The 24,613-nt window shown below is 43.5% G+C and carries 20 protein-coding genes and 1 tRNA gene; 8 read left to right on the top strand and 13 right to left on the bottom strand.

The features are described 5' to 3' along the window. Positions 1-969, top strand: coding sequence for an L-histidine N(alpha)-methyltransferase (gene egtD / locus ACOOEY_RS07365; RefSeq protein ID WP_420388026.1), 969 nt, complete (start codon positions 1-3; stop codon positions 967-969). Between the two features lie 2 nt (positions 970-971). Here egtD and ACOOEY_RS07360 read toward each other — a convergent pair whose 3' ends face one another. Next, a complete protein-coding gene (locus ACOOEY_RS07360; RefSeq protein ID WP_420388025.1) occupies positions 972-1,553 on the bottom strand; it encodes a TetR/AcrR family transcriptional regulator in 582 nt (193 codons plus the stop codon). Between the two features lie 58 nt (positions 1,554-1,611). On the opposite strand from ACOOEY_RS07360, the gene ACOOEY_RS07355 reads away from it, so the two are divergent. Next, entirely contained in the window at positions 1,612-2,118 is a 507-nt protein-coding gene (locus ACOOEY_RS07355) for a hypothetical protein (protein ID WP_420388024.1), read from the top strand. A gap of 64 nt (positions 2,119-2,182) precedes the next feature. On the opposite strand, the gene ACOOEY_RS07350 is transcribed toward ACOOEY_RS07355, so the two are convergent. From ACOOEY_RS07350 to ACOOEY_RS07325, 6 genes are all read right to left on the bottom strand, one after another. Then, complete coding sequence (locus ACOOEY_RS07350; RefSeq protein WP_420388023.1) at positions 2,183-3,145, bottom strand: hypothetical protein; 963 nt, start codon at positions 3,143-3,145, stop codon at positions 2,183-2,185. Between the two features lie 25 nt (positions 3,146-3,170). Further along, a complete protein-coding gene (locus ACOOEY_RS07345) occupies positions 3,171-4,049 on the bottom strand; it encodes an outer membrane beta-barrel protein (protein WP_420388022.1) in 879 nt (292 codons plus the stop codon). A 24-nt stretch (positions 4,050-4,073) separates the two neighbouring features. Beyond that, entirely contained in the window at positions 4,074-4,871 is a 798-nt protein-coding gene (locus ACOOEY_RS07340; RefSeq protein WP_420388021.1) for a hypothetical protein, read from the bottom strand. Continuing rightward, on the bottom strand, positions 4,861-5,442 hold the full coding sequence (locus ACOOEY_RS07335) for an RNA polymerase sigma factor (protein WP_420388020.1): 582 nt from the start codon (positions 5,440-5,442) through the stop codon (positions 4,861-4,863). The genes ACOOEY_RS07340 and ACOOEY_RS07335 overlap by 11 nt, the downstream gene beginning before the upstream one ends. Before the next feature lie 134 nt (positions 5,443-5,576). Continuing rightward, a complete protein-coding gene (locus tag ACOOEY_RS07330; RefSeq protein WP_420388019.1) occupies positions 5,577-8,045 on the bottom strand; it encodes a PspC domain-containing protein in 2,469 nt (822 codons plus the stop codon). A 5-nt stretch (positions 8,046-8,050) separates the two neighbouring features. Beyond that, positions 8,051-8,386, bottom strand: coding sequence for a PadR family transcriptional regulator (locus tag ACOOEY_RS07325; protein ID WP_420388018.1), 336 nt, complete (start codon positions 8,384-8,386; stop codon positions 8,051-8,053). Between the two features lie 220 nt (positions 8,387-8,606). On the opposite strand from ACOOEY_RS07325, the gene ACOOEY_RS07320 reads away from it, so the two are divergent. Continuing rightward, on the top strand, positions 8,607-9,806 hold the full coding sequence (locus ACOOEY_RS07320; protein ID WP_420388017.1) for a hypothetical protein: 1,200 nt from the start codon (positions 8,607-8,609) through the stop codon (positions 9,804-9,806). Next, positions 9,796-14,868, top strand: coding sequence for a C25 family cysteine peptidase (locus ACOOEY_RS07315; protein WP_420388016.1), 5,073 nt, complete (start codon positions 9,796-9,798; stop codon positions 14,866-14,868). The genes ACOOEY_RS07320 and ACOOEY_RS07315 overlap by 11 nt, the downstream gene beginning before the upstream one ends. A 2-nt stretch (positions 14,869-14,870) precedes the next feature. On the opposite strand, the gene ACOOEY_RS07310 is transcribed toward ACOOEY_RS07315, so the two are convergent. From ACOOEY_RS07310 to ACOOEY_RS07290, 5 genes are all read right to left on the bottom strand, one after another. Then, positions 14,871-15,230 (bottom strand): putative phage abortive infection protein, encoded by a 360-nt coding sequence (locus tag ACOOEY_RS07310; protein ID WP_420388644.1) that lies wholly within the window; start codon positions 15,228-15,230, stop codon positions 14,871-14,873. Positions 15,231-15,256: 26 nt separating this feature from the next. Beyond that, on the bottom strand, positions 15,257-15,844 hold the full coding sequence (locus ACOOEY_RS07305) for a hypothetical protein (protein WP_420388015.1): 588 nt from the start codon (positions 15,842-15,844) through the stop codon (positions 15,257-15,259). A 320-nt stretch (positions 15,845-16,164) separates the two neighbouring features. Then, positions 16,165-16,246: transfer RNA gene (locus ACOOEY_RS07300), tRNA-Leu, on the bottom strand. Positions 16,247-16,568: 322 nt separating this feature from the next. After that, complete coding sequence (locus tag ACOOEY_RS07295; RefSeq protein WP_420388014.1) at positions 16,569-16,862, bottom strand: putative quinol monooxygenase; 294 nt, start codon at positions 16,860-16,862, stop codon at positions 16,569-16,571. Further along, a complete protein-coding gene (locus ACOOEY_RS07290; RefSeq protein ID WP_420388013.1) occupies positions 16,862-17,617 on the bottom strand; it encodes an SAM hydrolase/SAM-dependent halogenase family protein in 756 nt (251 codons plus the stop codon). The genes ACOOEY_RS07295 and ACOOEY_RS07290 overlap by 1 nt, the downstream gene beginning before the upstream one ends. 89 nt (positions 17,618-17,706) lie before the next feature. Here ACOOEY_RS07290 and ACOOEY_RS07285 point away from each other — a divergent pair, with 89 nt between their 5' ends. From ACOOEY_RS07285 to ACOOEY_RS07270, 4 genes are all read left to right on the top strand, one after another. Next, the gene (locus ACOOEY_RS07285) at positions 17,707-18,690 is read left to right on the top strand and encodes a PhoH family protein (RefSeq protein ID WP_420388012.1); all 984 of its coding nucleotides are present in this window, start codon (positions 17,707-17,709) and stop codon (positions 18,688-18,690) included. After that, positions 18,650-19,105 carry a GNAT family N-acetyltransferase gene (locus tag ACOOEY_RS07280; RefSeq protein WP_420388011.1) on the top strand — a complete coding sequence of 152 codons (456 nt, stop codon included), beginning with the start codon at positions 18,650-18,652 and terminating at the stop codon, positions 19,103-19,105. Before ACOOEY_RS07285 ends, ACOOEY_RS07280 begins: the two co-directional genes overlap by 41 nt. Before the next feature lie 164 nt (positions 19,106-19,269). Beyond that, positions 19,270-22,452: a carboxypeptidase regulatory-like domain-containing protein gene (locus ACOOEY_RS07275; protein ID WP_420388010.1), complete on the top strand. Its 3,183-nt coding sequence runs from the start codon at positions 19,270-19,272 to the stop codon at positions 22,450-22,452. 74 nt (positions 22,453-22,526) lie between these two features. Next, complete coding sequence (locus tag ACOOEY_RS07270) at positions 22,527-23,873, top strand: alkaline phosphatase family protein (RefSeq protein ID WP_420388009.1); 1,347 nt, start codon at positions 22,527-22,529, stop codon at positions 23,871-23,873. 43 nt (positions 23,874-23,916) lie between these two features. Here ACOOEY_RS07270 and ACOOEY_RS07265 read toward each other — a convergent pair whose 3' ends face one another. Next, entirely contained in the window at positions 23,917-24,519 is a 603-nt protein-coding gene (locus ACOOEY_RS07265; RefSeq protein ID WP_420388008.1) for a Crp/Fnr family transcriptional regulator, read from the bottom strand. Between the last annotated feature and the right edge of the window lie 94 nt (positions 24,520-24,613).

Raw genomic sequence — 24,613 nt, 5'->3', positions numbered from 1 at the left:
ATGACACAACAACTTTTGGAAGTCCAGAAAGACTTTGCCAGAGAAATATTAAAAGGATTGGAGAGAACACCCAAGTGCCTCCCTTCCAAATACTTTTACAATGCTGAGGGAGATGCACTCTTTCAGAAAATTATGGAGCTCGATGAGTATTATCTCACAAGAGCTGAGCACCAGATTATTAGTGAGCATAAGGCAGAGATTTTAAAATCCTTTCTGGGTACTGATAACAATTTCAGATTGGTAGAACTTGGCGCTGGAGATGGCACAAAAACCAGAACATTACTTGAGCATTTTGTTCAGGTGGGTGCTGACTTTGTCTATAGTCCCATCGATATATCGGAAAATGTACTTCAGCAGCTCGAAGAGCGCATGGTGGAGGCTATTCCCGATTTACAGATTGAATATATACAGGGAGAATACTTCAATGCATTGTCAGAACTAAATGAAAATCATCTGACAAAAGAAGTGGTACTGTTCCTGGGATCAACCATCGGTAATTTTGGAATTGAACCAGGTACAGCTTTCCTTAAAAAGCTTTCGGAGAACCTTAGTCCAGGAGATCTGTTGTTTATCGGTTTCGATCTGATGAAAGACCCCAGAACCGTATTGTCGGCTTATGATGACAAATCGGGAGTCACCAGAGACTTTAACTTTAATCTGCTGAATCGCATTAATGATGAGCTTGGTGCCGACTTTGACATCGACAAATTTCAGCATTACCCTACTTACGATCCAGTGAGTGGAGAGACCCGCAGCTATCTCATTAGTAGAGAAAAGCAACAGGTGAAATTTGAAGCATTGGATTATGTGCTTGAGTTAAATCAATGGGAAGCTATACATACTGAAGTATCTCAGAAGTATTCTTATCAGATGATTGAGAAGCTGGCCAAAGAATCAGGCTTCAGAATCAAGCAACACTTTACAGATGAACAAGAGCTATTCGTAGATAGCTTGTGGGAGAAAATATAGGCTTACTTCTTAAGGCCGTTCAGGATCAGGTTAGCGAGTTTCTTGCCAATTTCTTCAGGTCTGAGGTTACCTGTAGGCTTGTACCAGTTATGAGTCCAGTTGAGAGAAGAGAGTATGGTGAGCATCATAAACTTTTCATCGGCCTTATGGAATTCTCCATTGTCCATTCCTTCTTTCAGAATTTTGATGAACCTGCCTTCATAGTCATCCTTCATAGAGAGGAATTTAGAGAGATGAGGTTCACTTAAGTGTCTCCACTCATTAAAGAATACGGCCGATGCATCTGTATCTTTGGTAATGACTTTAATGTAGGCTATAGCGGCCTTTTCCATACGCGCAGCCTGACTTCCTTTTTCCTGTTCTACCTCTTTCCATCCTTCGAAAAATTCATCTGCCATACGAAAGCATATTTTTTGAAGGATTTCTTCTTTAGATTTGATGTGTGAATAGAGACTGGCGGCTTCTATGCCCAATACCTGAGCAAGGTCACGCATAGATGTAGCGGCATAGCCTTTTTGGCGAAACAGTTTGGTAGCTTTTTCTTCGATCTGTTGCTTGCGCGATTTCTTCACCATTACTTCCATTCACTCCTAATTTATGTAGGCTAACGTTCGTTAGCAAATTGTTGAATTTTACAAATATATGGACACAGTGCATTTAAGCGACCCCGAATTCGATAAAAACAGTTATTTCAAGCGTTTAGAGTCTACCGTTTACCTTTTTCTGGCGCTACCCATGCTTGCTTTTGGCTGGGTGTTTCTGGAAAAGGAAAAGGCGGGAGAGCTCAGGTCAGTCTTCTATGAGAACCCTGACCTGATGTTTCATGGGGTAATGGCTATTGGTGCGGCTTACATTATCATGAGAACTACGGCCACCTGGGCAAGAGATATGCGAAAGGCAACAGAGCCATTCAAAGAATTAGACATCAAGTTGAAAATGCTAAGGAAGCCTATTATTTACAGGAATATTCTCTGGGCCATCGGAGCAGGTATTGGTGCCTATGGTCTTTATGAAAAAGGAGATATGATGTATGCTCTTGTTTTCTCTATCTTCCTTATTCTCATGACTGCTAATAGACCTTCAGGCCGCTATTTCGCCAGGCTACTCAAGCTTAAAGGTGAGGAAAGAAAGTGGATGGAAGCGAGATAAAAAAAGGCTGTCCAAAACACTAAGTTCTGAGACAGCCTTCTGATATTTTGAGTTGTAATTTCTCTTAGAAGGAGATACCGACAGTGATTGGGTTTAATGCAGGACCTTTTCCTTCTTCAAACAATTCATTGAAGTCGTAGGTCATGAACATGTCGAAACCATTGATTCCGATTTGAGCCCTGAGCCCGTATCTGAAGTCATTCACAAAGAAGCCACCTTTCTCTTTGTCTTTCTGACGTCCATCATCGTTGCGATAGATGTATTTAGCCTTGTTGTTAAGTCTGAGGCCTACATATGGACCAACACCAATTCTGAAACCTCTTCTGGAGCTAAAGCCTACGCGAACATCGTCTTCAACAAACCTTCTGACAATACGTTTTCCACGACCAAAGTCGAACATAGGGATGGCCTGAAAAGTGAGGTAGGTCACCTTCAGCTTGCTCTTGAGTACACTGTTAAGCCCCTGGGCTTCGATAAAGTTTAACTGACCTCCGTTTGGGTCGAGTCTTGTGGCGGCATTTTCGAACTTGTAATTGTACCAGCTGAAACCAGCTCCCCAGTCCAGGTAAAGTGGACCTGAAACGTATGTCGTATGATTCCATACTAAGCCAACATACGTTGAGGTAAGTGGCTTCACCTGATAAAGATCACTTGATGAAGGGAATTCACCGTCTTGCAGGAAGTTGTTGAAACCAAACTCAAAGTTGAGTCCTCTGAGCGTACCATGATCATGCTGTTCGAAATACTCTATGGTGGTAGGACGTCTTCTGTTTCTCCAGTTTCTGTCATCGTCCCAATCCCATCCCCAGCGGTCTTCCACTTCAAGGTCGAGGCCAAGGAAGCCAATTCTCAGGTAGAAGTCATCGTCAGATATGTAAAGTTTATTGCTGTCGTGCTTAGGAATGCTCACTACGGTGTCTAGCCTTTCAAAGTCTCCGTAACGAGTCCAGCGCCATTGTGCCTGTGCTACTTGCGAAGACATGACCAGTGTCAGCGCGAGCAGGGTTAGTCTGTATAGATTTTTCATGTTGTTTTAAGTTTTGAGTTAAGATTTAGAATATCACACCGAAAGTGACAGGTGTCAAACGTGGAGCATTGATGTCTTCATCGAAGAACTCAGTGAGGTCATAGTTGAAGAACATGTCAAAGAAGTCCCAGCCAATCTGAGCTCTGAAGCCATACTTAAATGGATTGATATGGAAGCTGTCGTTGACTTTGTCTTTTTGCTTGTCACCACTGGCATCATCATACTTCATTTTGGTGTTGCTGCTGATGCGGTATCCACCATAGACACCAAAGCCTACTCTGAAGTCACGGTATCTGCCGAAAGAGAAGGTAGGAACAAAGTGAACGTTCAGGTAGCTTACATTGATTTTGCTTTTTCTTCCGGTAATATCTGCCAGTTCCTGGAATTGGATAGCATCATCCTGCTTAATGACTTCTACTCTGGTATTCTCAAAAGCATAGTCCTGCATGCTGGCACCAATACCCCAATCAAGGAATAGCGGTCCGAGTACATGAGTCACATTGTCAAAGTTCAATCCCAGGTACCATGAGTTGATAGGGATCAGACTGTACAGCTCATCACTGTTTGGTAAGTCGCCATCTTCCAGCCAGTTATTCAGACCAACGTAGACGTTCACAAAGTTTTCTGTTCCTCTTCTCGGGTAGTATTTGTCAATTCCGAAGTTGGTGTTCCAGCTATTTCTTCTTCTCTTAGAGATAGATGTTGACAAGCCTTCGTCTTCAATCCTCAGTGAATGAGAAGGTTCATAAGTTGAAAGAGATGCTGAAGGAGTCAGGCCCTTTTGCAAAACGTTGGATTGAACAAGCAGTTCATTCGAGAAACCGTCTTGCTGAGCAAATCCCTTTGTGCTCACTAAGCATGCGACCAACACAATCAGTGAGAGAGTTTTTAAGGTAGTTTTCATTACTGATTTATTTTGAGTTATTGACTATTGTTTGAATTGTAGTTCATCTTCGTCTTCACTGCCCTCTGTAGTAGCATCTGTTTTAGTGCCATACTTCAGATCATTGGTGACGAATTCGTTTTTAGATTTTCTGATTTCTGAAAGGGCCTTCGTTCCGTTGTTTACACCACGAGCTACTGACACGATACTGTTGATAAAGCCGAATTTCTTTCTTCCTTCTGTTTCCAAAGCATTGAACTCTTCTTCGGTCAATACCAGGTTTTGCATAAAGGCTTCGGTATTGATCATCGCTTTGTGAGATCGAATGTCAGTTATTAAAAGCCGTGGTTTTAAGGAAAGGGGGCTGATTGTCTCAATTTTTAACTGAGCTCTATCTTCAGAACTGTAGGTTAAAGCTTCTTTAACCTCTTGATTGATATCATCGTAAGCCTCATTCTTCTCTTCAGCCACAAGTGATGGTAAGTCCACTTTCAGATCTTCTACCGGTTGAATGATATCTACCTGTTCCTCTTTCTTCTCTTCGGGAGTAGATGCCTGAAGGTTAGTATCTGCTTTTGGACTTACAGACTCAACAGGTTCTGATTTGTTTTCTGACAAGACATTAGGCTGTACAGGGCTTTCGGACTGCTGATTGCTGAAAGCTAGCCAGCCAAGTGTAGCCAATAAGATCATGGAAGCAGCGATGCTTAACCAGAAATAGACCCCTTTCTTATTTTTCTGCGGAAGACTTTCCTCAATTTTAGACCAGGCACCTGCCGGTACTTCTGATTTATGCGATTCCAGTCCATTGCGGAAGAGTTCATCTATTCTATTACCCTTCATTGGTCATCAGTTTATCATTCATATAATTCTCTGCCTCCACCAGTAGCTTTTGTAAATGAGCTCTGGCTCTGCTCAATTGAGATTTCGAAGTGTTTTCGCTTATTCCCAGTTGATCGGCAATTTCCTTGTGCGAAAAGCCTTCTATGGCGTAGAGGTTGAAAACGGTTCTGTAACCTGCCGGAAGCTTTTTGATCATTTTCATTAAATCTTCGGCCTCCAGATGATCCTGAATCTGCGTATAGTCAGGTTCACGTTCTGCTTTTTCAATCTCCACCTGCATATACAGGCTTTTGTTCTTCCGGATGTATGAGAGTGATTCGTTCACCATTATTCTTCGAATCCAGCCCTCAAAGCTGCCTTCGTTTTTGAACTGGTCTATTTTACTGAACACTTTCATAAACCCGCATACCAAAACATCCTCAGCGGCTTCGGCTTCATTGATGTACCTTCGACAAACAGAATACATCAGGCCCGAGTACTTTTCGTACAAGTCCCTTTGTGCTTTTCTGTCGCCTTTGCGGCAATCTTCTAGAAGCCTCTCTTCAGTTTTTGACCTTTTGATTTGAAGCATGTTTTGGTTGACTACACAAGGTAGATGCAAGAATGATAAACAACGTTGCACGCACGTTGTCAAAAAATATTATTCGACAGACATGCGTGCAACGCAAAGGTAATAAATGTGTTGTTATTCAGTGAGTTATAAGCCTAATATTGGCTAATAACGGCTGAGTTAGATTTGTCTTTGATGTCTACTTTCGGAGAACCTTTATATCTGACAGATGAAAAACCTGTGGCTTCTACACCCAGATAGTCCGTAACATTGAGTCGCACTCTGGCTTCAGAGTTGGCGATCATCGTGCAGTCTTTGATTCTGCCATCATAGCCATAAAACCTGCTTTGGTCCATTACCTCCATTGTGAGGTTGTCAATGATGGCTTCAGAATCTACGCGGCTGTCGTTGATAATGCGCAGGTTAAGGCTGCTCAGACTTCCTGTCAATTGTAGTCGTCCATTGTTGCGAACCACTATTCTGGTGTCTTCCAGATTAGAGCCATTGAGATTGACATCAGCATCTTCAATAACATTCAGGTTCGAAATCTCAGGTAGCTGAATTTCCAATGAATTTCCGCTCCAATTGTTCACACTCGATGAGATAATGAGGTTGCTGCCCTGCTTTCTGATGTTCAGGTCATCAAACTTATTCTCTGATCCGGTGATTTTCACCTCATAGCTTTCACCATACTTGATGTTCACAGGGATGCTGGCTTCTATCGTTACTTCCTGGAAGTCATCGAAATTATAAGATTGGCTATCCGTCCGGTCATCATAAGAGCTTTCGCGTTCATCTTCTTCACAAGTAAGACAGATCAGGCTGCCATCTTCATCGAAGGCCCAGGTGTTTCTGTAAACCTCCCACCAGGTATATCGATAACTGAAGTAGTTCATTAATCTGCTCATATCACGGTTTACCTTAAATGGCTGGTTCACCGGGATGTAAAGTGTCATGGCCAGATCCTGGAACCTAAATACAGCATCGTCTGGCAAAGACAGTCCACTGTCGAAGACGATTTCATCTCCATTCACGCGATAGTTGTAGCTAATCTCTTCTGCGTTTCTATCGGCATCATCGATGTTGCGACCGCGGGCAGTGGCTCTTTTCTCCAATCTCCAGCTGTTGTCTCTGCTGGCTCTGATGTCCAGATCAGTAAACTCAGACTCTATTGAACTATAGTTTCTTTCATATCTGTCGTAGCGGTCTCTGAAACGGAAAGTGCTACGAGTGCTTTCACTATACTCTCTGAGAGAAAGCGTAACTGTGTCCGCTTCAACGGTGAGAACTTCAGAAACATCGTGATAACCTTCTTCCCTAAAATCTCTGATTACATTCGGAACAGTGGCGAATGTACCCAACACAGAGATCATCCAGATACCTAAAATACTCCAGCCTACAGAGCTGCTCATTACCTTTCTTTTAGCGATAATGGTAATCCCCGCTATGAATACATATAGGAAAGGGATGAATACTGCTGCGAAAGCAAAGAGAATTCCAATCTCAGGGACTGTATTATAGAATATATGGATAGGGAAATCGCCATCTCCAAAGTTGAACCACTCTCCATCGTGAATACCCAGTAGAACCCCGGCAGTTACCAGAAGACTGAACATCACAGAAATACCGACCAGTGAAATGATACTACCAATGAAAACTCTAAAGGCAGCAGCAATAAAGAGTAAAAGAGGAGCTATGGCACTACCTAATGCTCTGAATACTCTGCCGATCAATCGGAAAGGGAAGAGTAAAATCTTAGTGAATGCTCCCTCACCTTTAGGATTAAGGTCTTCTTCCTTATTGCGTTTAATGTTCGAGTCGATATTAGACAGGGTTACTTTTTCACCCTTCATTTGCATCTTATCTGTAAGCGACTTAGCCTGTGGAGCAATGATCCACAGGACTATGTACGCTAGAAAACCAGTTCCGAATCCGAAAAATAAAACGATGAAAATGATCCGGAATACAATGGTGTCTGTTTTGAAATAATTAGCCAGACCCGATGCTACACCACCGAGAACCCGGTCGTCAGGGTCCCGATAGAATTTCTTAATGGAGTCATCTTCTTTCAATTCTGTAGAGCCCGGTATGACAATCCACAAAACGATGTAAACGATAAGACCAAAGCCACCTAAGAAACTCAATACGAAAGCAATTCTAATCCATAATGGATCGATGCTGAAGTAGCGGGCTAAGCCTGAAGATACACCTCCTAATATCTGATTGTTAAGATCTCGGTAAAGCTTTCTCGGACGATAGTCATCTTGCTGAGCTTTGGTTGAGCTTTTACTTTTAGACTTGGTCTTTTCAGAGCTTTTCTTTTGTTCTCCTGCCGCTGCAAAATCATCTTCTTCTTCCATGGCCTCAAAGTCAGAGATGACACCCATGGTGCTGATCAGCTGATCGATATCGGTATTGGAGATTACCTGCTTGCCTTCTTCATCGAGTTTCTCCAGGAAAATCTCAGCAATACGACTTTCAATGTCTGCAATGATCTCTTCGCTATCATCGTAGCTGCTGAAATATTTATTAATAGAGTCCAGATAGTCCTTCAGTTTCTTGTAACCATCTTCTTCTATGTGGAAAATGATGCCACTTATATTGATACTTATGTTCTTCTTCATGACCATTACTTAGATTTTTTTGTGATGATTTGTGAGGTGGAATTGACCAGTTCCTGCCAGGTGTTGTCCAGACTTGAAACAAACTCCTGACCTTTTGATGTGATAGTGTAGTACTTGCGTGGTGGTCCGGAATTGGATTCCACCCATTTGTACTCCACCAGACCAGCTTTGCGTAGCCTGGTCAGTAGGGGGTAGAGCGTACCTTCTACTACCATGATTTTAGCAGAAGTCAACTCCTCTAGCATATCGGAGGCGTAGACCTCCCCTCGCGAAATGATGTGCAGTATGCAGAATTCCAAAATTCCCTTCCGCATCTGCACCTGTGTATTTTCCAAATTCATCTATTCAAGTTTTAGACCTCATGCAAATATACGAAAGAAGGTACTATGTGTTGCATAGTACTATATAAAAAATATTACCTTGTTGTCTAGGTGTAGCTAAAAACCTGCTTTTTCTATCTAAAAAGGGGGATTTGAATAATAAAAAATCTTTCTTGCGGTTGAATGTTAAAAATGCTGCATTTCCAGTAGGTATAATTAATTTTGGGTTGTAGTACTTACAATGAGCGTGAAGCACATCGCGGAATACATATTTAAAGGGGTGTTACTCATCCCTATTATTTTGTCCTCACATGGAGTGCTGGCACAGAGTACTCCTAAGTACAGTAATGAATTCCTATCCATAGGTGTAGGTGCCCGCGCACTGGCCATGTCAAATGCCATGACTTCGGTATCAGACGATGTTACTTCTGTCTACTGGAATCCTGCCGCTCTTACCGATATTGAATACCGTTATCAGTTCTCATTTCAGCATGCTGCCTATTTTGCCGGAGTAGCTAATTACGATTACCTGGGAGCGGCTTTGGCCATAGATACCGATAGCCACATGGGGCTGGCAATTATTCGCCTGGGGATTGATGATATTCCGGATACGCGTCTCTTGTTCGATGATCAGGGAAGAATAGACTACTCCCGAATCAACTTCTTTTCGGCCTCGGATGTGGCCTTTGTTTTTTCTTATGCCCGTGGAGTTAGCTTTATTTCAGGCGATAGCTTCGTAGAGGGAGGAGGATTAACCTTCGGAGTGAATGCCAAAATCATCAAGAGGAAAATCGGGGAATTTGCCGATGCCTGGGGCTTTGGAATGGACGCTTCAGCCAAGTACCGCTATAATGACTGGAACTTTGGATTGATGCTGCGTGACATCACTACCACATTCAATACCTGGACGATTAACAGAGAACAACTTCAACCCATTTTCTCTCAAACCAACAACCAGATTCCCGGTAACTCTACTGAGATTACTTTACCTAAAGCCATTTTTGGTGCATCACGATCTTTCAGAATTTCAGAAAAGGTGGATGTTCTTGCCTCAGCCGACCTGGTCTTTACTTTTGACGGCCGCAGAAATGTACTGGTCAAATCAGGATTCAGTTCAATTGATCCACAGGTAGGAGCGGAGTTCGATTATGAAGATAAGTTCTTCTTCAGAATGGGCATCGGGAATTTTCAGCGAGTCAAAGATTTTAGCCGTGGAGATAATCTGAATGAAAGCACCTTCTGGTCTTTTCAGCCTAACGTAGGCATGGGTTTGAAGCTGGAAGACTTCACTATTGATTATGCACTGACCGACATAGGCAATGTTGCCGAATCGCCTTATTCTCATGTTTTCTCTATCCTGTATTCATTAGAGAAGCTACCAGGCAACTATTCCAGAAACAAACGAAGAATTGTAAAGAAGGGGGATAAAGGTGAAAAGTAAACTGATCATTCTTTTTCTTTTGATTGGGCCAATGGCATGGGCTCAACGAATTGGTAACGAGTGGATCAACTACGGCCAGTCTTATTATAAGATCAATACCGGAAAAGATGATGTCCATCGGGTCACTTACCAGGCTTTGGTGAATGCCGGATTTGATTTCACCAACCTTAACCCAGACCTTATTCAGCTGTTTCACCGGGGTGAAGAAGTGGCCATCAGAATGGTGGGTACTGATGATGACTCCTTCGATGCAGGTGATTACATAGAGTTCTGGGGCAGGCAGAATGACGGAACCCAGGATACTGAGCTCTTCTACAGATCCCGCGATCAGATCCATAAGTATTATAATATGTTCTCGGACACTACGGCTTTCTTCCTTACCGTAGGAGAAGTGCCCGGTCGAAGAATGCAGGTGGAGAATATTGATCCAACGAGTCTCACCAACATAGACTACCATAAGGAAAATATACTCCAGGTAAGGTCAGAGGTATTCAGCTTTGGTCAGTATTACCCGGTGGGTAACCCTTCCGGGGAAGTGAAGAAGAGTCTTTACGATGTAGGACAGATGTTCATGAGTAATGTCATCACCAAGTCGAGCAAAACACTGAACGATGGTACTAATTTCAGAGACTTTGTTTTTGATGGCATCAGCGGGCAAAGAACAGATATTTCCAAACCAGAGCTTACTTTCCAGATCATTGGGTTCAACAATATTGCCCTGCACAGAGCCAATACGTATGTGGGCCCTGCCAGAGAAGAACTTCAACCCCTGGTTCAGGATATCACCCTTTCATTTAACAATTTCGGTACCCGCGAAAATCTTCAGATCAACTGGGATCGCGTGAGTGATGATGGCAGACTGATTTTCAGAGTGGAGACTGTTGGCTATGACGAATACCCTGTGGATCATATGGCCATTGGCTATATGAGGCTGAGGTATCCGCGCGCTATTGATGCTTTTAGCGCAGACAAGTATTTCTACATTCTGCCAGGCAACAACAACCGGAGACTCAGTATTGCTAATCCGCCTGCTAATGCAACTTTATATGATGTAACTGACTATCAGAATCCTAAAGTCGTTTCAGGAAATTTAAACGGAGGAGCCTATGTGGCAGGTTTGTCCGGTTCTGCCAATGAGACCAAACTATTTATCAAAGATACTGACGATGTGGTGATGGCTAGCGTAGAGCCGGTTCAGTTCAGGTACAATGATGTATCTGATTTCAACTACATCCTCATTTCACATTCCTTTTTGAAACAACCTGTAGATGGCTCTTATGATGATCCGGTTCAGGCATATGTAGACTACAGAGAATCTATTGAGGGTGGTGCATGGAAGGTCCTTTATGCTGATGTTCGTGATCTTTTCAATGAATTCTCCTACGGTGAATATTCTCCACTGGCTATCAGAAGGCTGATGCGAAAGGCCTATCAGGAGGGTAATCCTGAATACCTGTTTATTGTGGGTAAATCGAGGAGGGTAGACAACCGTACGCAAAGACTACCCGACCCATTAGCGATCAATTCCCGTGAATTGGTGCCGACTATGGGGGCTCCCGGCTCCGATATGGTTTATACCGTTGGTCTGGATGGAAGGGAGCACTACCCGGCATTTCCAGTAGGTCGCCTGTCTGTGACAACGGCCGAAGGAGTAGCCAATTACCTGGATAAGGTCAAAGAGAAAGAAGCAAGCCTCAAGGATTCTCCATGGACCAAGAACTTCCTTCAGTTAAGTGGGGGCTTAACGACTGATCAGCTTTTCAGATTCAGAGAGTTTATTGAGGGCTTTGGTGATATAGCTGAAGAGGATTACCTCGGAGCAGCAGTGACCAATATCTCCAAAACCAATAACAACGCTGTTCAGAACCTCAATATCTCTGAGGAAGTGAATAATGGAGTTGGTGTCTTGACCTTCTTCGGTCACTCTTCAACAGAGTACACCGATATTGACGTAGGCTTTGTGACCGACCCTGCCAATGGTTATGAAAACCAGGGGCGTTATCCGTTTATGATTGTGAATGGCTGTCGTGGAGGAGAAATATTCTTCTATAACTCATTTGGTGAAAACTGGATGGGTGCGAAAGACAAAGGCGCTATCAACTTCCTGGCTCATAGTGATGTGGGAATCCCGAATGTGCTGCAGGAGTTTACTGAAAATATCTACGAAGTACTGTCTGATACCCTGTGGATGACGGCCTCAGTGGGTCACATCCAGCAGCAAGCCATACTCAAACAACTCAATGGTTTCTCTCCTGACGAGTTCGATTTTGCCGTGGTTGAGCAATCCAACATGCAGGGAGACCCTGCCATTCCGGTATTTGGTCACGATAAGGTGGACTACATTGTAAGAGAAGAAGATATTACTGTTCAGTCTATCAACGGACTGCCTGTAACGGCTGCCACACCATTCTTCGATCTGGCGGTGGTAGTAAACAATGCCGGAAGAACCACTGATAAACCGGTGAAGGTTTTGGTGAGAAGAACATTGCCGAATGGTACAGTAATAGAACTTCCGCAAATAGAAGTCCCTCCGGTGAGGAATCGCGATACTGTCTTTTATGAAATCAGTAATCAGGGTTTAGATGTTTTCGGAGACAATAAGTTTGAGGTATTTCTGGACCTTGATAATGAAGTAGATGAAGGAAGCGAACTGAATAACTCAGCAGAAGCAACCATCTTCCTGGGAGCATCGGGCACCTTCAATACAGCACCAGCCAATTTCAGTACGCTGGATGCGGAGACTGTTGACCTGGTAGCCCAGTCGGCTAACCTGAAAGCCAATGATGAAACCTTTGTCATAGAAATTGACACGGTAGATACATTCGATAGCCCGTGGAAGCAAACCAATACCCTGAGTGGAAAAGGATTGGTGAGCTGGACAGTTGATTTGCTGCCTACCACAGTCAATGATACCATTCAATATTATTGGAGATCAATCTTTGAAGAGAGTCAATTAGAAGATCCACAGCCCTGGGTGGTCACTACCTTCACCCGAATTGCCAATGGTGTAGAAGGCTGGGCACAAACCGAATTCGATCAGTTCAGAGACCTGAGCCTGAGTTCAATTGCTAAAGAGGAAAGCCCTGATCGCTGGATATTTGCTGGTAATGAGACACCTATTCAGATTGTCACTTATGGAAGCCAGCACCCACGGGGAGGACAACCATTAGAAATGACAGTTCTTGTAGATGAACAATCCCTTTTTGCCCCCGGAGTAAACAGAGCTTGTGATCCTCAGTCATTGAACTTGTTGGCATTCGATAAAGACAGTGGAAGGCCTTATCTGGTGTTGAGAACCCCGGATATAGAGTTTGACACACAGGACCCGTTGAGTTGTGGTGTCACTCCGCAAATTATTAACCGTATACCGGCAGCTGAATTGAATGATGCTACTATTGCCCGAGATGATCTACTCATTAAACAGTACTTTGACGGGGTGAATGTTGGAGACTTTGTGCTTATTTTCTCTAATGGAGAAGTGAGCTACGATTGGTCGGACAATGTTAAAGATGAGATTGAAAGAATGGGGGCTTCCAGATTCTTTTTGCAGGATATGACAGCTGGTGATCCGCTGATTCTTTTTGGGAATAAAGGAGCAGGCCTTGGTTCGGCTGAAGTGATTAAAGGAGTACCAGCCGGTTCTCAAACCGATGCCACCAGAACCCAGATATCATTTGAGACCTCCATTTTTGCCAGTACAGATAGTGGTTCAGTTATTTCCCCGGTAATTGGTCCGGTAAGCCAGTGGGGACAGCTTTCCAAGCGATTTACGGTGGATGATTCAGAAGATGAAATAGTATTTGAAGTGCGTGGTCGTTCCATTGACGGAACTGAAACTACCTTGTTCACTCTGGACAATATCGATGAACTCGATATGAGCAGTATCGATCCGGATCAATATCCATATGTCAGACTGTTCCTTAGCGCGAAGGACAGGGTTTCAGCCACTCCACCACAACTTAATAATTGGTTTGTTTCATATCAGGGAGTTCCGGAAGGAGTACTTACCCTGCAAAACGATCAGAATGAGCGCATCGAGCTTCAGAATGGAGAGCCATTTGAAGCATTATTCAAGTTCACCAATATTTCTTCTTACAGCTTCCAGGGGCCGTTAAGTGTAAGGTATACATTGACTAATCAGACATCAGGTAACATCGTTACCAATACCATTCAGATTCCTTTGGTAGCAGCAGGAGAGTCAGTCGACTTTTCTGTACCTATTGCCACGGAAGGTCAATTGGGATTCAATGATTTTGAAATCTTTGTGAATCCGGGTGATGAGATAGAGCAATACTACACCAACAACGTAATCAGGCTGGATGAATTCCTTAATGTCAAAAGAGACGAGGTGAACCCTGCGATGGATGTTACTTTCGATGGGGTTTATATTGTGGATGGAGATATTGTTTCACCAACCCCAATGGTACAGATCGAGCTACGGGACAACAACCCTTATCTCTTTAAGACGGATACTACCGGTATCGATATCTTCCTGGGACAAATATGTGAAGGTTGTAGCCTGGAACGAATCAATTTCTCTGATGGTCGATTGAATTTTACTCCGGCCACAGAGAATGACAACTTTAAGATTGCCTTTCAGCCCGATGAGCTGGAAGATGGTGAATACATGTTGCAGGTGAATGCCACTGATGCTTCCGGCAACCTGGCAGGTGTGGGACCATATGAAATTACTTTCGAGGTAGTGAGTGAGTCAACCATTACGCATTTCTACCCTTATCCAAATCCATTCTCCACCAGTACCCGGTTTGTGTTTACGCTTACCGGAAATCAGATTCCTGACCAGATCAAGATTCAGATATTCACTGTATCAGGCAAGTTGGTGAGGGAGATTACGCAGGACGAAATTGGTCCGGTCCGTGTGGGAAATAACATTACCGAGTATGCCTGGGATGGTCGCGATGAATTTGGAGATATCCTCGCCAATGGCACCTATATCTACAGAGTGCAAGTGAAAGCGAATGGACAAGACCTTGGCCATCGTGGCACGGGTAAAGACCGCGCCTTTAATAATGACTTCGGCAAGATTGTGATTATTAGGTAGAGTCAGGAAAACAAGAGGTTTTCTAATTCTTCAAAAGCGTCAAATAGTGTTATGTTCAACCATTTGTCACCCTTCTCCGGGTGTGCTTTTTGAAGTTCTTGTTTAAACTTTATGGAGGGAGTGATGGTGAAGCTAACTAAGTGAAAGGGTATATTTTTGATTAGTTTGTATTCCAAGATATATCGGGCTACATACCCCGATTTCTTATCTTTATCAAACCACATTCTTTTGCCAGGCCCCCAAAAGGAATTAAAGTACAGAAGAGCTTGTTCGAAGTTTGATAATTGGGCTCTCAGTGTCTTGATATAGACTTTTTTCTCTTCACTTTTAATTGAATCACTAGTGTGTACAAACTTTAATATCTGGTAAATATGTCTGTAGTAGTGTCCTAGATTTGATGACTGTCCTTTTCAAAGATAAGTTGTGTATTGCCATCGTATTGTTGTTCTTTCCAATTGGAATATTTGGAGGTTGCTTGATTCGTGATACCGTAAAAGAATAGATCAAAAGCACGTTCTATCGTATCCTCTTTTTCTGAAAGGTCATTATTACCTTCCCGGATATTCACGATTTCTACTATTGAATGGAGACCATAGAACTCCTTGAGAAAGAATTCAAAACAAGGTCGACCTTTTAACCCAGCAGCAGGAATCTCTATCTCATTAACATTTTCTTTATGTAGCCTAAGTAATTCATAAAATTTGCTTTCAAACCGCTCTTGCTTGATGTCATTTCTTTGTCTTTCATTCGCTTCAAATTGAACCCAGAAGGCAAGGAAAGTTGCAATCACTCCTAAGATTCCTATGAATGGGTTGGCAAGCCCGCCTAATGCATCTCCTATACTTCCTGCTTTCGTTGCAGACTCTTGAGACAGGTTAATGGAAAGGGTTATTATGTAGGTTATGATAAAAAGTGCCCCGATAATGTAAAGGCTTTTGATAACCTTGGAGTAGTTGATGGAAGAGGTTTCTTTCATGTGTTTATTCAAGACTAGAGACAATTTAAGATTTTTTGCAAATCTCGCTCCTCTGGAGCTCTTAGGTATCTCGATGTTGGGCTGTTATAACATTTAGCTCCTCTGGAGCTGCATGGAAGGAGAAACATTAGGCTACAGCGTAGCCTGATGTCATAAACAGAACCTATCGATCAATCTCCCCGGAGCTTCGTAGAAGCGATATCTTGTTTTTCCATTATCACTTTAGTGGAGGGTGCTCAATAATTCACATTAAAGGGTTGGTAGATTCACTGGCAAGCATGGCACAAATAGAAAAAGCCCCGACTGAGTCGAGGCTTTTGTACCTAGGGCCGGAGTCGAACCGGCACGCCCGAAGGCATTGGTGTTTGAGACCAACGCGTCTACCAATTCCGCCACCTAGGCTGATCAATTAATGCTTTCAGTTTTGGTTAGTATTCCTGCTGCCGTAACTCACGCGTTGGAAACGCGCCTGTCTGCCGACAAAGGCAGGTCTACCAATTCCGCCACCTAGGCATTCGGAGAATATTTCCTCCTTGAAATTGGGTGTGCAAAAATGAATAAAGATTTTTTATTAAACAACCTTGAGGTAAAGGAAAATTGATGTAATCGTCACCCTGAACCTGCCTTGGCCGGCAGGCAGGTTTATTTCAGGCTCCGCACCTAAGTACTGCCAATAAAAGGATTCTGAATCGAGTTCAGAATGACGCCCGAAACAGGAATTGAATTAGACCTCAACCATCTTTCTCGAAGAAAAAGCAATGGGCTTATCGGCAAACTTAGCTTTGGTCGCTTTCCACACCTCTTCGAAGAGTGGAGAATGGCGATAAGCATTCAGTCTTTCTTCAGAAGTCCAGTGACTGTAAGTAACAAAGATATTCGGTTGATTATAGTCCTGCATTAACTCCAGGTGCAGACAGCCCTCAAAGCCCCTGATCTTTTCTTTAGTGGCATGAAACAGCTCCAGAAAAGAGGCTGTTTCTTCCGGTTGAAAAGTCATTCGTACAATTCTTACCAGCATTAGTCTTCAAATTGAATGGTGATAGGGCTATCGTATTCCAGCCCCAATAACTGAGTACCGCTTCCCTGATTAATACCGATCATTAGCTTTTCCTCATTGTTGAACATGACGAAAACATCCCCCGGATCGACTTCCGTCATTTGCCGCTGTACTTCATTTTGTTTTTCACGGGCAAAGTAGATCGTGAAGTTCCTGTCTCTGCTCAGGATATCGAAATCCACTTTCTCAATATTGGTAATCAGGTTGCCGAAATGATCGATATGAATAACATGGCCTGAAATCTCTTTCTTCGTAGCCCTCGATTTTCTCTTCAGGTATTGTTTGAATTCAGTGGTAGCTGAACCCAACTGATCAGGACTGTCACCCTTTGCCAGACGGGCAGCGGCCAGGGCTATTTCCCGGTATGCATTCTTCTCAGCCTGTAGTTTGTAAACCTCATGAATCGGTTGATCAGAGATCAGGCTGAGCACCCCATTATCTGGAGCAACAAACAAGTGTCCGTCAATTTGAGCGACCAAATAGTCACTTTGATTGTCATGTCGGGAACTTCCGCCAATTAAATGCACTGTACCTTTAGGGAAGTCGCGAAAGACTGAACCTAAGGTATGAGAAAGGTGGGCGAGGTTGAAGGCCTTTATTTCATGCGAAATATCAACTATTCGGGCCTCTGGATATGCAGTGAAGATTCTCGCCTTAAATTGCGCCACATAATGGTCACTCAGTCCGAAATCTGATGTGAAAGTGATAAGGGTCATAAGTGACTATTGGCGTTAATTCTATAATTTAGTGAAAGCAAAATTATCGAAAATTTAAGCTTAGACAATCATTTAGAAGGATCTGAAATTTGGTAGAAAAACTAATAACTCTAGATAATATTACAATGGTCGATTTCCTCGGTGTAGGAAATGAAAATATCAAGGAAGTAGCCTCGGCTTTTCCTAAAAGTAAGATCGTTTCTCGGGGCAATGAATTACTCATTAAGGGAAGTGCTTCGGAGATTATACAGATTAATGATATTGTTCAGTCGCTGGTTAAGCATTACCATAAGTACGGAAAAATTACGCAGGAAAGTGTAAAGTCTTATGTCCGAAGCGAAATCAGCTATCTCGACAAAGACAATGGCGATGATATACTGGTATATGGCAATCGTGGCAATGTCATTAAACCAAAAACCAGAAACCAGCGGAGTCTGGTAGAAGCAGTACACCATAATGACCTGGTCTTTGCGATTGGTCCGGCAGGATCTGGAAAGACCTATATCTCTGTAGCCATGGCGGTAAGAGCCCTGAAGAACAAGGAAGTACAGAAGATCATTATTACCCGGCCGGCCGTAGAAGCCGGAGAGAACCTCGGGTTTTTACCCGGTGACCTGAAAGAAAAGATAGATCCATACCTCAGACCCATTTATGATGCTCTGGGGGAAATGATTCCATCAGAAAAGTTGAAATTCTATCAGGAAAATAACATTATTGAAATAGCTCCTTTGGCCTACATGAGGGGGAGAACCTTAAATAATGCTTTTGTACTGCTCGATGAGGCTCAGAATACCACTTCTATGCAGATGAAGATGTTTCTGACCAGGATGGGGCCTAACTCGAAGGTGATTGTTACCGGAGATAAATCTCAGGTCGATTTACCGGGACATCAGCATTCGGGACTGGCGCAGGCGGTTCGTTTACTGAGCAAGGTTAAGGGGATTGTTACCGTAGAGCTGGATACAAAGGATGTTGTAAGACATAAACTGGTAAAGGATATTATAAACGCATACGACAAACCAACAAAGAAAAGTGATCAGAGTAAAGAAAATCGAGAATCAGGAGGAGCTTAAGGCTGCTTTCGACATCAGAAGAGAAGTCTTTATCGTAGGGCAGGATTGTCCTGAAGAGGAAGAGTTCGATGAATTTGATGATGAGTCGACTCATTTCATTGCCTATGTAAAGGGAGAGCCTGCAGGAACCAGTCGCTTTAGAGTTACCCCTAAGGGCTACAAGCTTGAGCGCTTTGCCGTGCTCGATCAATTCCGTGGTCTCGGAGTGGGTAAGAGACTGGTGCAAACCGTTCTCGGATACCTCGACAAGGAAAATCTTCCGGAAGGCACGCTCATTTACCTGCACTCACAGGTAGACGCCATGGGGCTTTACTCACGCTTTGGCTTTGAGAAAGTGGGCGAAATATTCGATGAAGTAGGTATTGATCACTTCGAAATGCAGAAGAAGGTCAGACATGATTCGGAGCTTTCCTGATTCATACGGGAAGGCAAATCATCAACTGGATTTTACTCAAAGGTTATCACTGCATTAATCATAATGCATGTATTCTTAAGTTTATGTTAATAGCATCGGCATTGTTAATTTTTAACAAACCCGGCTGATGAGCTCAGGATAGTTTTGGTCCAAATACTATCCTTATGAGACTAGATAATTATCCAAACCAACTACGAACGAGCGTTTTAGCGTTGTTCCTTTTGGTCATTACTGGCTTCTGCCAGAACATAATGGCTCAGGCAACAGACGCTAATATCAGAGGAGTGATTAAAACCAATGACTCTTCTACCTTACCGGGGGCGACTGTACTATTGAAGAATACGGCTACCGGTTTCCAGACAGGAACACTCTCCAATGCAGAAGGCGAATATCGTTTTCAACAAGTGCCATTGGGAGGACCTTATGAAATTACAGTGTCCTTTGTAGGCTACGGAACCCAAAAGAAAGAGGGCTTCTCTATTAGCCAGCGCGATCAGCTGGAAATTAACTTTGAGCTGGTGGAGTCGGTAACCGAGATGCAAACCTTCGTGGTAGAAGCAAATGAATTGAGAACTTCGATCGACCGACAGGGAGAAGGAACCCTGATTGATGCCAGACAGATTCAGAACCTTCCTTCAGAAGGAAGAAACTTTACCAATCTGGTCAGCCTGTCGCCACTTCAGGGTGGTGGAGGAATCAACCTCGGAGGACAGCGTAGAACATCTACCAACATTACTATCGATGGTTTGAATGCCAGAAATACACTGACCGCTGGGGAGATTGGTCGTGGCCCTTATACTATTTCACAAGAAGCAATCAGAACCTTTGAAGTATCTACCAATGACTATGATGTAACTCAGGGACGTCAGGGTGGAGGTTCCATTAAAGCAGTTACAAAGTCAGGAACCAATGAATTTACCGGGAGTGCCTTTGTTTTTCATCGTAATGAAAACCTTCAGAATGAATTGGATATTCGCGAGAACCCAAGAGATGCAGAGTTCAGCAATACTCAGTATGGTCTAAGTGTAGGCGGACCTATTATCAGGGATAAAGTGCATTTCTTTGCTGTGTATGAGCAGCAGGATGCAACCGACCCTTTATTTATTGCTGATATCAGAACTGCTGACGATGAGAACAGGCTGGGAATTACTCAGGCCAATCTCGATCGATTCCTTCAGATTGCCCGTTCAAGCTATGGTCTGTCCAATGAACAACAAGTAGGTCAATTCGAAAGAAGCTCCAAGGCCAACACCTTCTTTGCCAGAATAGACTGGCAGTTGAATGATATACACAGACTGACCATCAGAAACAACTATAACAAATGGTTTAACCCTTTTAATACCAGTGATAACTCAAGCATTGAAGTAAGAGAAAGCTGGTCTGACTTCGAATCACAGGAAAATACCCTGGGAGTTTCTTTGAGATCTGCATTCAATCCGAATTTCACCAATGAATTTAAGATACAGTATCAACATGCTGAGCGAGCTTTCCAGACAAGTCCACTGTTACCTTCTGCCAACATTCCAAGAGCGATTGTGAATGTGAATTCCGTTCTGCCGAATGGCTCTAACAGAACACTTACCGTTCAACTGGGAGGTCAGCGATTTACACCTGAGACCAACCTTGAGAACCAGCTTCAGTTTACCAATACAGCTTACCTGACAAAAGGAAAGGTGAACTTCACAGTGGGCACAGACAATATGATTACCTACCTGGAAACGCTGCTCTCTAATGAGCAAAACGGAAGGTTCTTTTTCGATTCATTGGATGATTTCGAAAACCTAACACCAAGCCGCTATGCCAGGGAAGTGCCTTTGCAAGGTTTACCAATAGTGAAGCAGACGGTTTATGATCTTTCATTATTTGCCCAGGCTGAGTTTAAGGTTCACCCCGATATTGATGTGACTGCAGGAGTGAGATGGGATGCAACTATCTTCAGCGATGCTGCCGAATTCAACCCTGTAGTGTTTAGCGAACTTGGTATCAGAACTGATAATAAGCCTCAGGATTTAGACAATATCCAGCCAAGACTTCAGGCCATATGGAATGTAGGTGGCAAAGATACTGATGTGATCAAAGTTGGGGGAGGTATCTTCAATTCACAGCCTCACTATTATGCTCAGGTGAATAACATCCAGAATTCAGGAACATTACTGGGGGCCATTGATGTCACTGGTGCCAATGTGCCAACACCCGATTTTAATGCTTATAGAAACGATCCGGGTACTGTACCTGGTGTGCCGGCTGGTGAAACACCATTTAGTACAATCAATGCGGTGGGTGATGACTTCGAAGTACCAACCATAGCCAAGTTTAACCTGGACTATACCCACTACTTCAATGATCGCTACTCGATTTCCGTCAACTTTATTGCCAGCAAAACCACTAACAACTATGTCTATCAGGAGGCTAACCTGGTGACACAGCCTTACTTCGTTACTCCGGAGGGAAGAGAGGTATTTGTTCCGGCCAATACCATTACATCAGGTGGAATTACTGACTGGACGAACAGTAGAATTTCTGATCAGGTAGGAAGAACTCTGGTACTGGAATCAGATGGTATTGTTAAGCAGCAGGCCATTATTGTTTCAGGTTCGGCCAGAGTGGGTGAAGATGGTTATGTGAATGCCAGCTTTACATGGAACAGAGCAAGAGACAACTCCTCTTATAACTGTTGTGTGGCTAACACTTCTACTTTCCTACCTGTTGAGGGTGATCCAAGGGATTTGAACTTTGGTTTCTCTGATAATAATTTCAAGCAGAAGCTTGTGGTAAATGCAGCTACTCCTTCATTCTATGGCTTTGTGTTAGGAGCTACTATTACGGGAACAGGTGGAACACCATTCAACTTTGTAGTAGATAATAATAACCGTAGTGCGAATGGTGATTTTAACCTGTCTAATGATCAGGCATATATTTTCGATCCGAATGATCCAAGTACCCCGGAAGCAGTAAGAAATGGCTACATGGAGATATTAAACGATCCGGATGTGCCTCAGCATTTCAAGGACTATCTGCAGGCTAGCTTTGGTAAATTCGCAGAGAGAAATGCGGGTGAAAATCCATTCTTCGCCAATGTGGACCTGAGATTGATCAAGAAGTTCAGTTTGCCATCAGGTCATGGACTGGAATTCTCTGCCGACCTGTTCAACTTTGCCAACTTCCTGAATAAGTCTAAAGGAAATACACATGAATATGGCAGGAACCGTGAGATCATGCGAATCACAGGTTTCGATCCTAATACCAACGCCTATAATTATTCGGTACAAACAGGTTCGGCTAATGAACCTATTGGAGGAACCCCATGGAGACTTCAGTTAGGCCTTAAATATACATTTGGACAATAAACAGTAATCTTCTGCTCATAGTGTTAAGCGGGTAGTCTCTGGTGGCTACCTGCTTTTTACATCAATAAAAACTTATGAAAAAAGCATTCTTAATCGTAATAGTATGCCTCGGGCTGAATGTAGCTCAGGCTCAGGAGAGGTTGACAGATCATGTAGTTCTGGTTTCAATAGATGGCTTCAGACCTGATTTTTATATGGAAACTCAATGGCCTGCTGCTTATCTCAAGTGGATGGCTGAGCATGGGGTAAAAGCCGAAGGCGTCAGAGGTGTTTTCCCTACAGTGACTTATCCATCGCACACCACATTGGTGACGGGAGCAAAACCTGCCCGGCATGGTATCTACTACAATTCTCCTTTTGAAATAAATGGACAAACGGGTGCCTGGTACTGGTATGAGAACCAAATTCAGGTGCCTACGCTTTGGGACGCAGTGAGGGCAAAGGGCTTAAAGTCTGCTTCTTTCATTTGGCCGGTTTCTGTCGATGCACCTATAGACTATAACCTTCCGGAATTCTGGTATCTGGAAGGTGGCTATAATCGAATTCAACCGATGCGGGACAAAGATGTTCCTAATGGATTTCTGGAGGAATTGGAACTGGAAGTAACCGGTAAACTTAATGAAAGCACTTTCAATGGTGACTATATGAACCGTGAAGACAGAACGGGGGAAATGGCTGCCTATGTATTGGAAAAGTATCAGCCCAACTTCATCAGTCTCCACCTTATTGCAACAGATCACTTTCAGCATGAAGGAGGCAGAGAAGGGGAGAAGGTAGCTTTTGCTCTGGCAGCGGCAGACAGGGCTATTGGTAAGATATGGGAGGCAGCCGAACGCGCAGGAATCTCAGAAAGGACAACAATCATCATCACAGGCGACCATGGCTTTGTCGATGTACATACAAGACTCGCCCCTAATGTTTGGTTGGCACAGGCCGGATTAATCACAGCAGATAAGATGAAAGGAGAGTGGAAGGCAGCTTTTCATACATCAGGAGCAGCAGCCTTTTTACACCTGAAAGATCCAAAAGATAAAGCTACTGTATCTAAAGTGCAGGAGGTTTTGGCCAACCTACCAGAGAAGACCAGGAAGCTCTTCAGAGTAGTGAGCCGCGAAGAACTGAAAGAGGTGGGTGCCGACCCTAATGCGGCACTGGCTATAGCTCCTATTCCTGGTGTAGCCATGTCTTCTTCAGCCAGAGGAAATGATGTTGTGTCTGGTGGTGGAGGAACCCACGGATACTTCCCCGACTTTGAACAAATCAAGACAGGGTTTGTGGCCTTCGGTGCCGGAGTACAGACCGGCAAAACTGTACATGTGATGGGGCTTGAAGATGTGGCTCCATTAATTGCTGCGCTATTGGGCCTGGATTTCGAGGCACCTGATGGCGTTTTGTTACCTGGGATTCTTAAACAGGATTAGGTAGAGAAAGAAAGGTAATGGAAGAAAGGGTAAGCATAGAGTGCTATATGGCACGTGCTTTTACCCTTTCTGTTTCAATTTGCTTGAGTTGGGTGCTAACCGTTTGTCTGGTCATACCGGTTAAATCACCAAGGTCTTGCATACTGAGTTCGTCCAGCAAGGTTCGTTGCCGGCCATGCGCATCAACAACTTGTACGTTTAGCTCATTCATGACCGATTTTAGATTCTCCTTTTTATCCAATGCCCTCACTTTGAACAAACGGGTTTCCGCCACACACCATCTTCTGACCACGCTTTTGTTGAACCACTCGGAAGCGAAATGATCTTCCACGATGATCCTCTTGAAAAAATCTCTTTGATAAGCACGAATCTTAGTGGGCATAAGGGATTCAGCAAACTCGAAGAACTGACCATCCAGGTACCGGAGGTTGCCGAAGGTATTCGGAGCTGTCAGTACATCGTAGGTTACTTTCTGTTCATGATGGCCATAACTCCCCAACTTCACTGCTCCATGTACAATCTCATAGATGTAATGAGTGAAAGCACCGGGAGTATAGATCGCGTAACCCTTAGGAAGTGTGTATTCCTTCATCACCGCATCCAGTTTATAAGTAGGATTGCCTGAAAGGTATTCAAAGAGTTCCATCGTTTTTTTGCCTGAATTAAAAACTCTAAATTGATGAAAGCATAAAGCCATCGTTGCCTTTATTTTAAGTGTGACCAGTGGTTAATAAAGGGGC

The organism is Roseivirga sp., assembly GCF_965216855.1.
Classification (GTDB): domain Bacteria; phylum Bacteroidota; class Bacteroidia; order Cytophagales; family Cyclobacteriaceae; genus Roseivirga.
The sequence above is the reverse complement of the archived record's forward strand: the minus strand, read 5'-3'. Positions and strand labels throughout refer to the sequence as shown.

Bases quoted from the DNA above. Each gene is read 5' to 3' on its own strand.
- egtD (WP_420388026.1), top strand. From the start codon at position 1: ATGACACAACAACTTTTGGAAGTCCAGAAAGACTTTGCCAGAGAAATA.
- ACOOEY_RS07360 (WP_420388025.1), bottom strand. From the start codon at position 1,553: ATGGAAGTAATGGTGAAGAAATCGCGCAAGCAACAGATCGAAGAAAAA.
- ACOOEY_RS07355 (WP_420388024.1), top strand. From the start codon at position 1,612: ATGGACACAGTGCATTTAAGCGACCCCGAATTCGATAAAAACAGTTAT.
- ACOOEY_RS07350 (WP_420388023.1), bottom strand. From the start codon at position 3,145: ATGAAAAATCTATACAGACTAACCCTGCTCGCGCTGACACTGGTCATG.
- ACOOEY_RS07345 (WP_420388022.1), bottom strand. From the start codon at position 4,049: ATGAAAACTACCTTAAAAACTCTCTCACTGATTGTGTTGGTCGCATGC.
- ACOOEY_RS07340 (WP_420388021.1), bottom strand. From the start codon at position 4,871: ATGAAGGGTAATAGAATAGATGAACTCTTCCGCAATGGACTGGAATCG.
- ACOOEY_RS07335 (WP_420388020.1), bottom strand. From the start codon at position 5,442: ATGCTTCAAATCAAAAGGTCAAAAACTGAAGAGAGGCTTCTAGAAGAT.
- ACOOEY_RS07330 (WP_420388019.1), bottom strand. From the start codon at position 8,045: ATGAAGAAGAACATAAGTATCAATATAAGTGGCATCATTTTCCACATA.
- ACOOEY_RS07325 (WP_420388018.1), bottom strand. From the start codon at position 8,386: ATGAATTTGGAAAATACACAGGTGCAGATGCGGAAGGGAATTTTGGAA.
- ACOOEY_RS07320 (WP_420388017.1), top strand. From the start codon at position 8,607: ATGAGCGTGAAGCACATCGCGGAATACATATTTAAAGGGGTGTTACTC.
- ACOOEY_RS07305 (WP_420388015.1), bottom strand. From the start codon at position 15,844: ATGAAAGAAACCTCTTCCATCAACTACTCCAAGGTTATCAAAAGCCTT.
- ACOOEY_RS07295 (WP_420388014.1), bottom strand. From the start codon at position 16,862: ATGCTGGTAAGAATTGTACGAATGACTTTTCAACCGGAAGAAACAGCC.
- ACOOEY_RS07290 (WP_420388013.1), bottom strand. From the start codon at position 17,617: ATGACCCTTATCACTTTCACATCAGATTTCGGACTGAGTGACCATTAT.
- ACOOEY_RS07275 (WP_420388010.1), top strand. From the start codon at position 19,270: ATGAGACTAGATAATTATCCAAACCAACTACGAACGAGCGTTTTAGCG.
- ACOOEY_RS07270 (WP_420388009.1), top strand. From the start codon at position 22,527: ATGAAAAAAGCATTCTTAATCGTAATAGTATGCCTCGGGCTGAATGTA.
- ACOOEY_RS07265 (WP_420388008.1), bottom strand. From the start codon at position 24,519: ATGGAACTCTTTGAATACCTTTCAGGCAATCCTACTTATAAACTGGAT.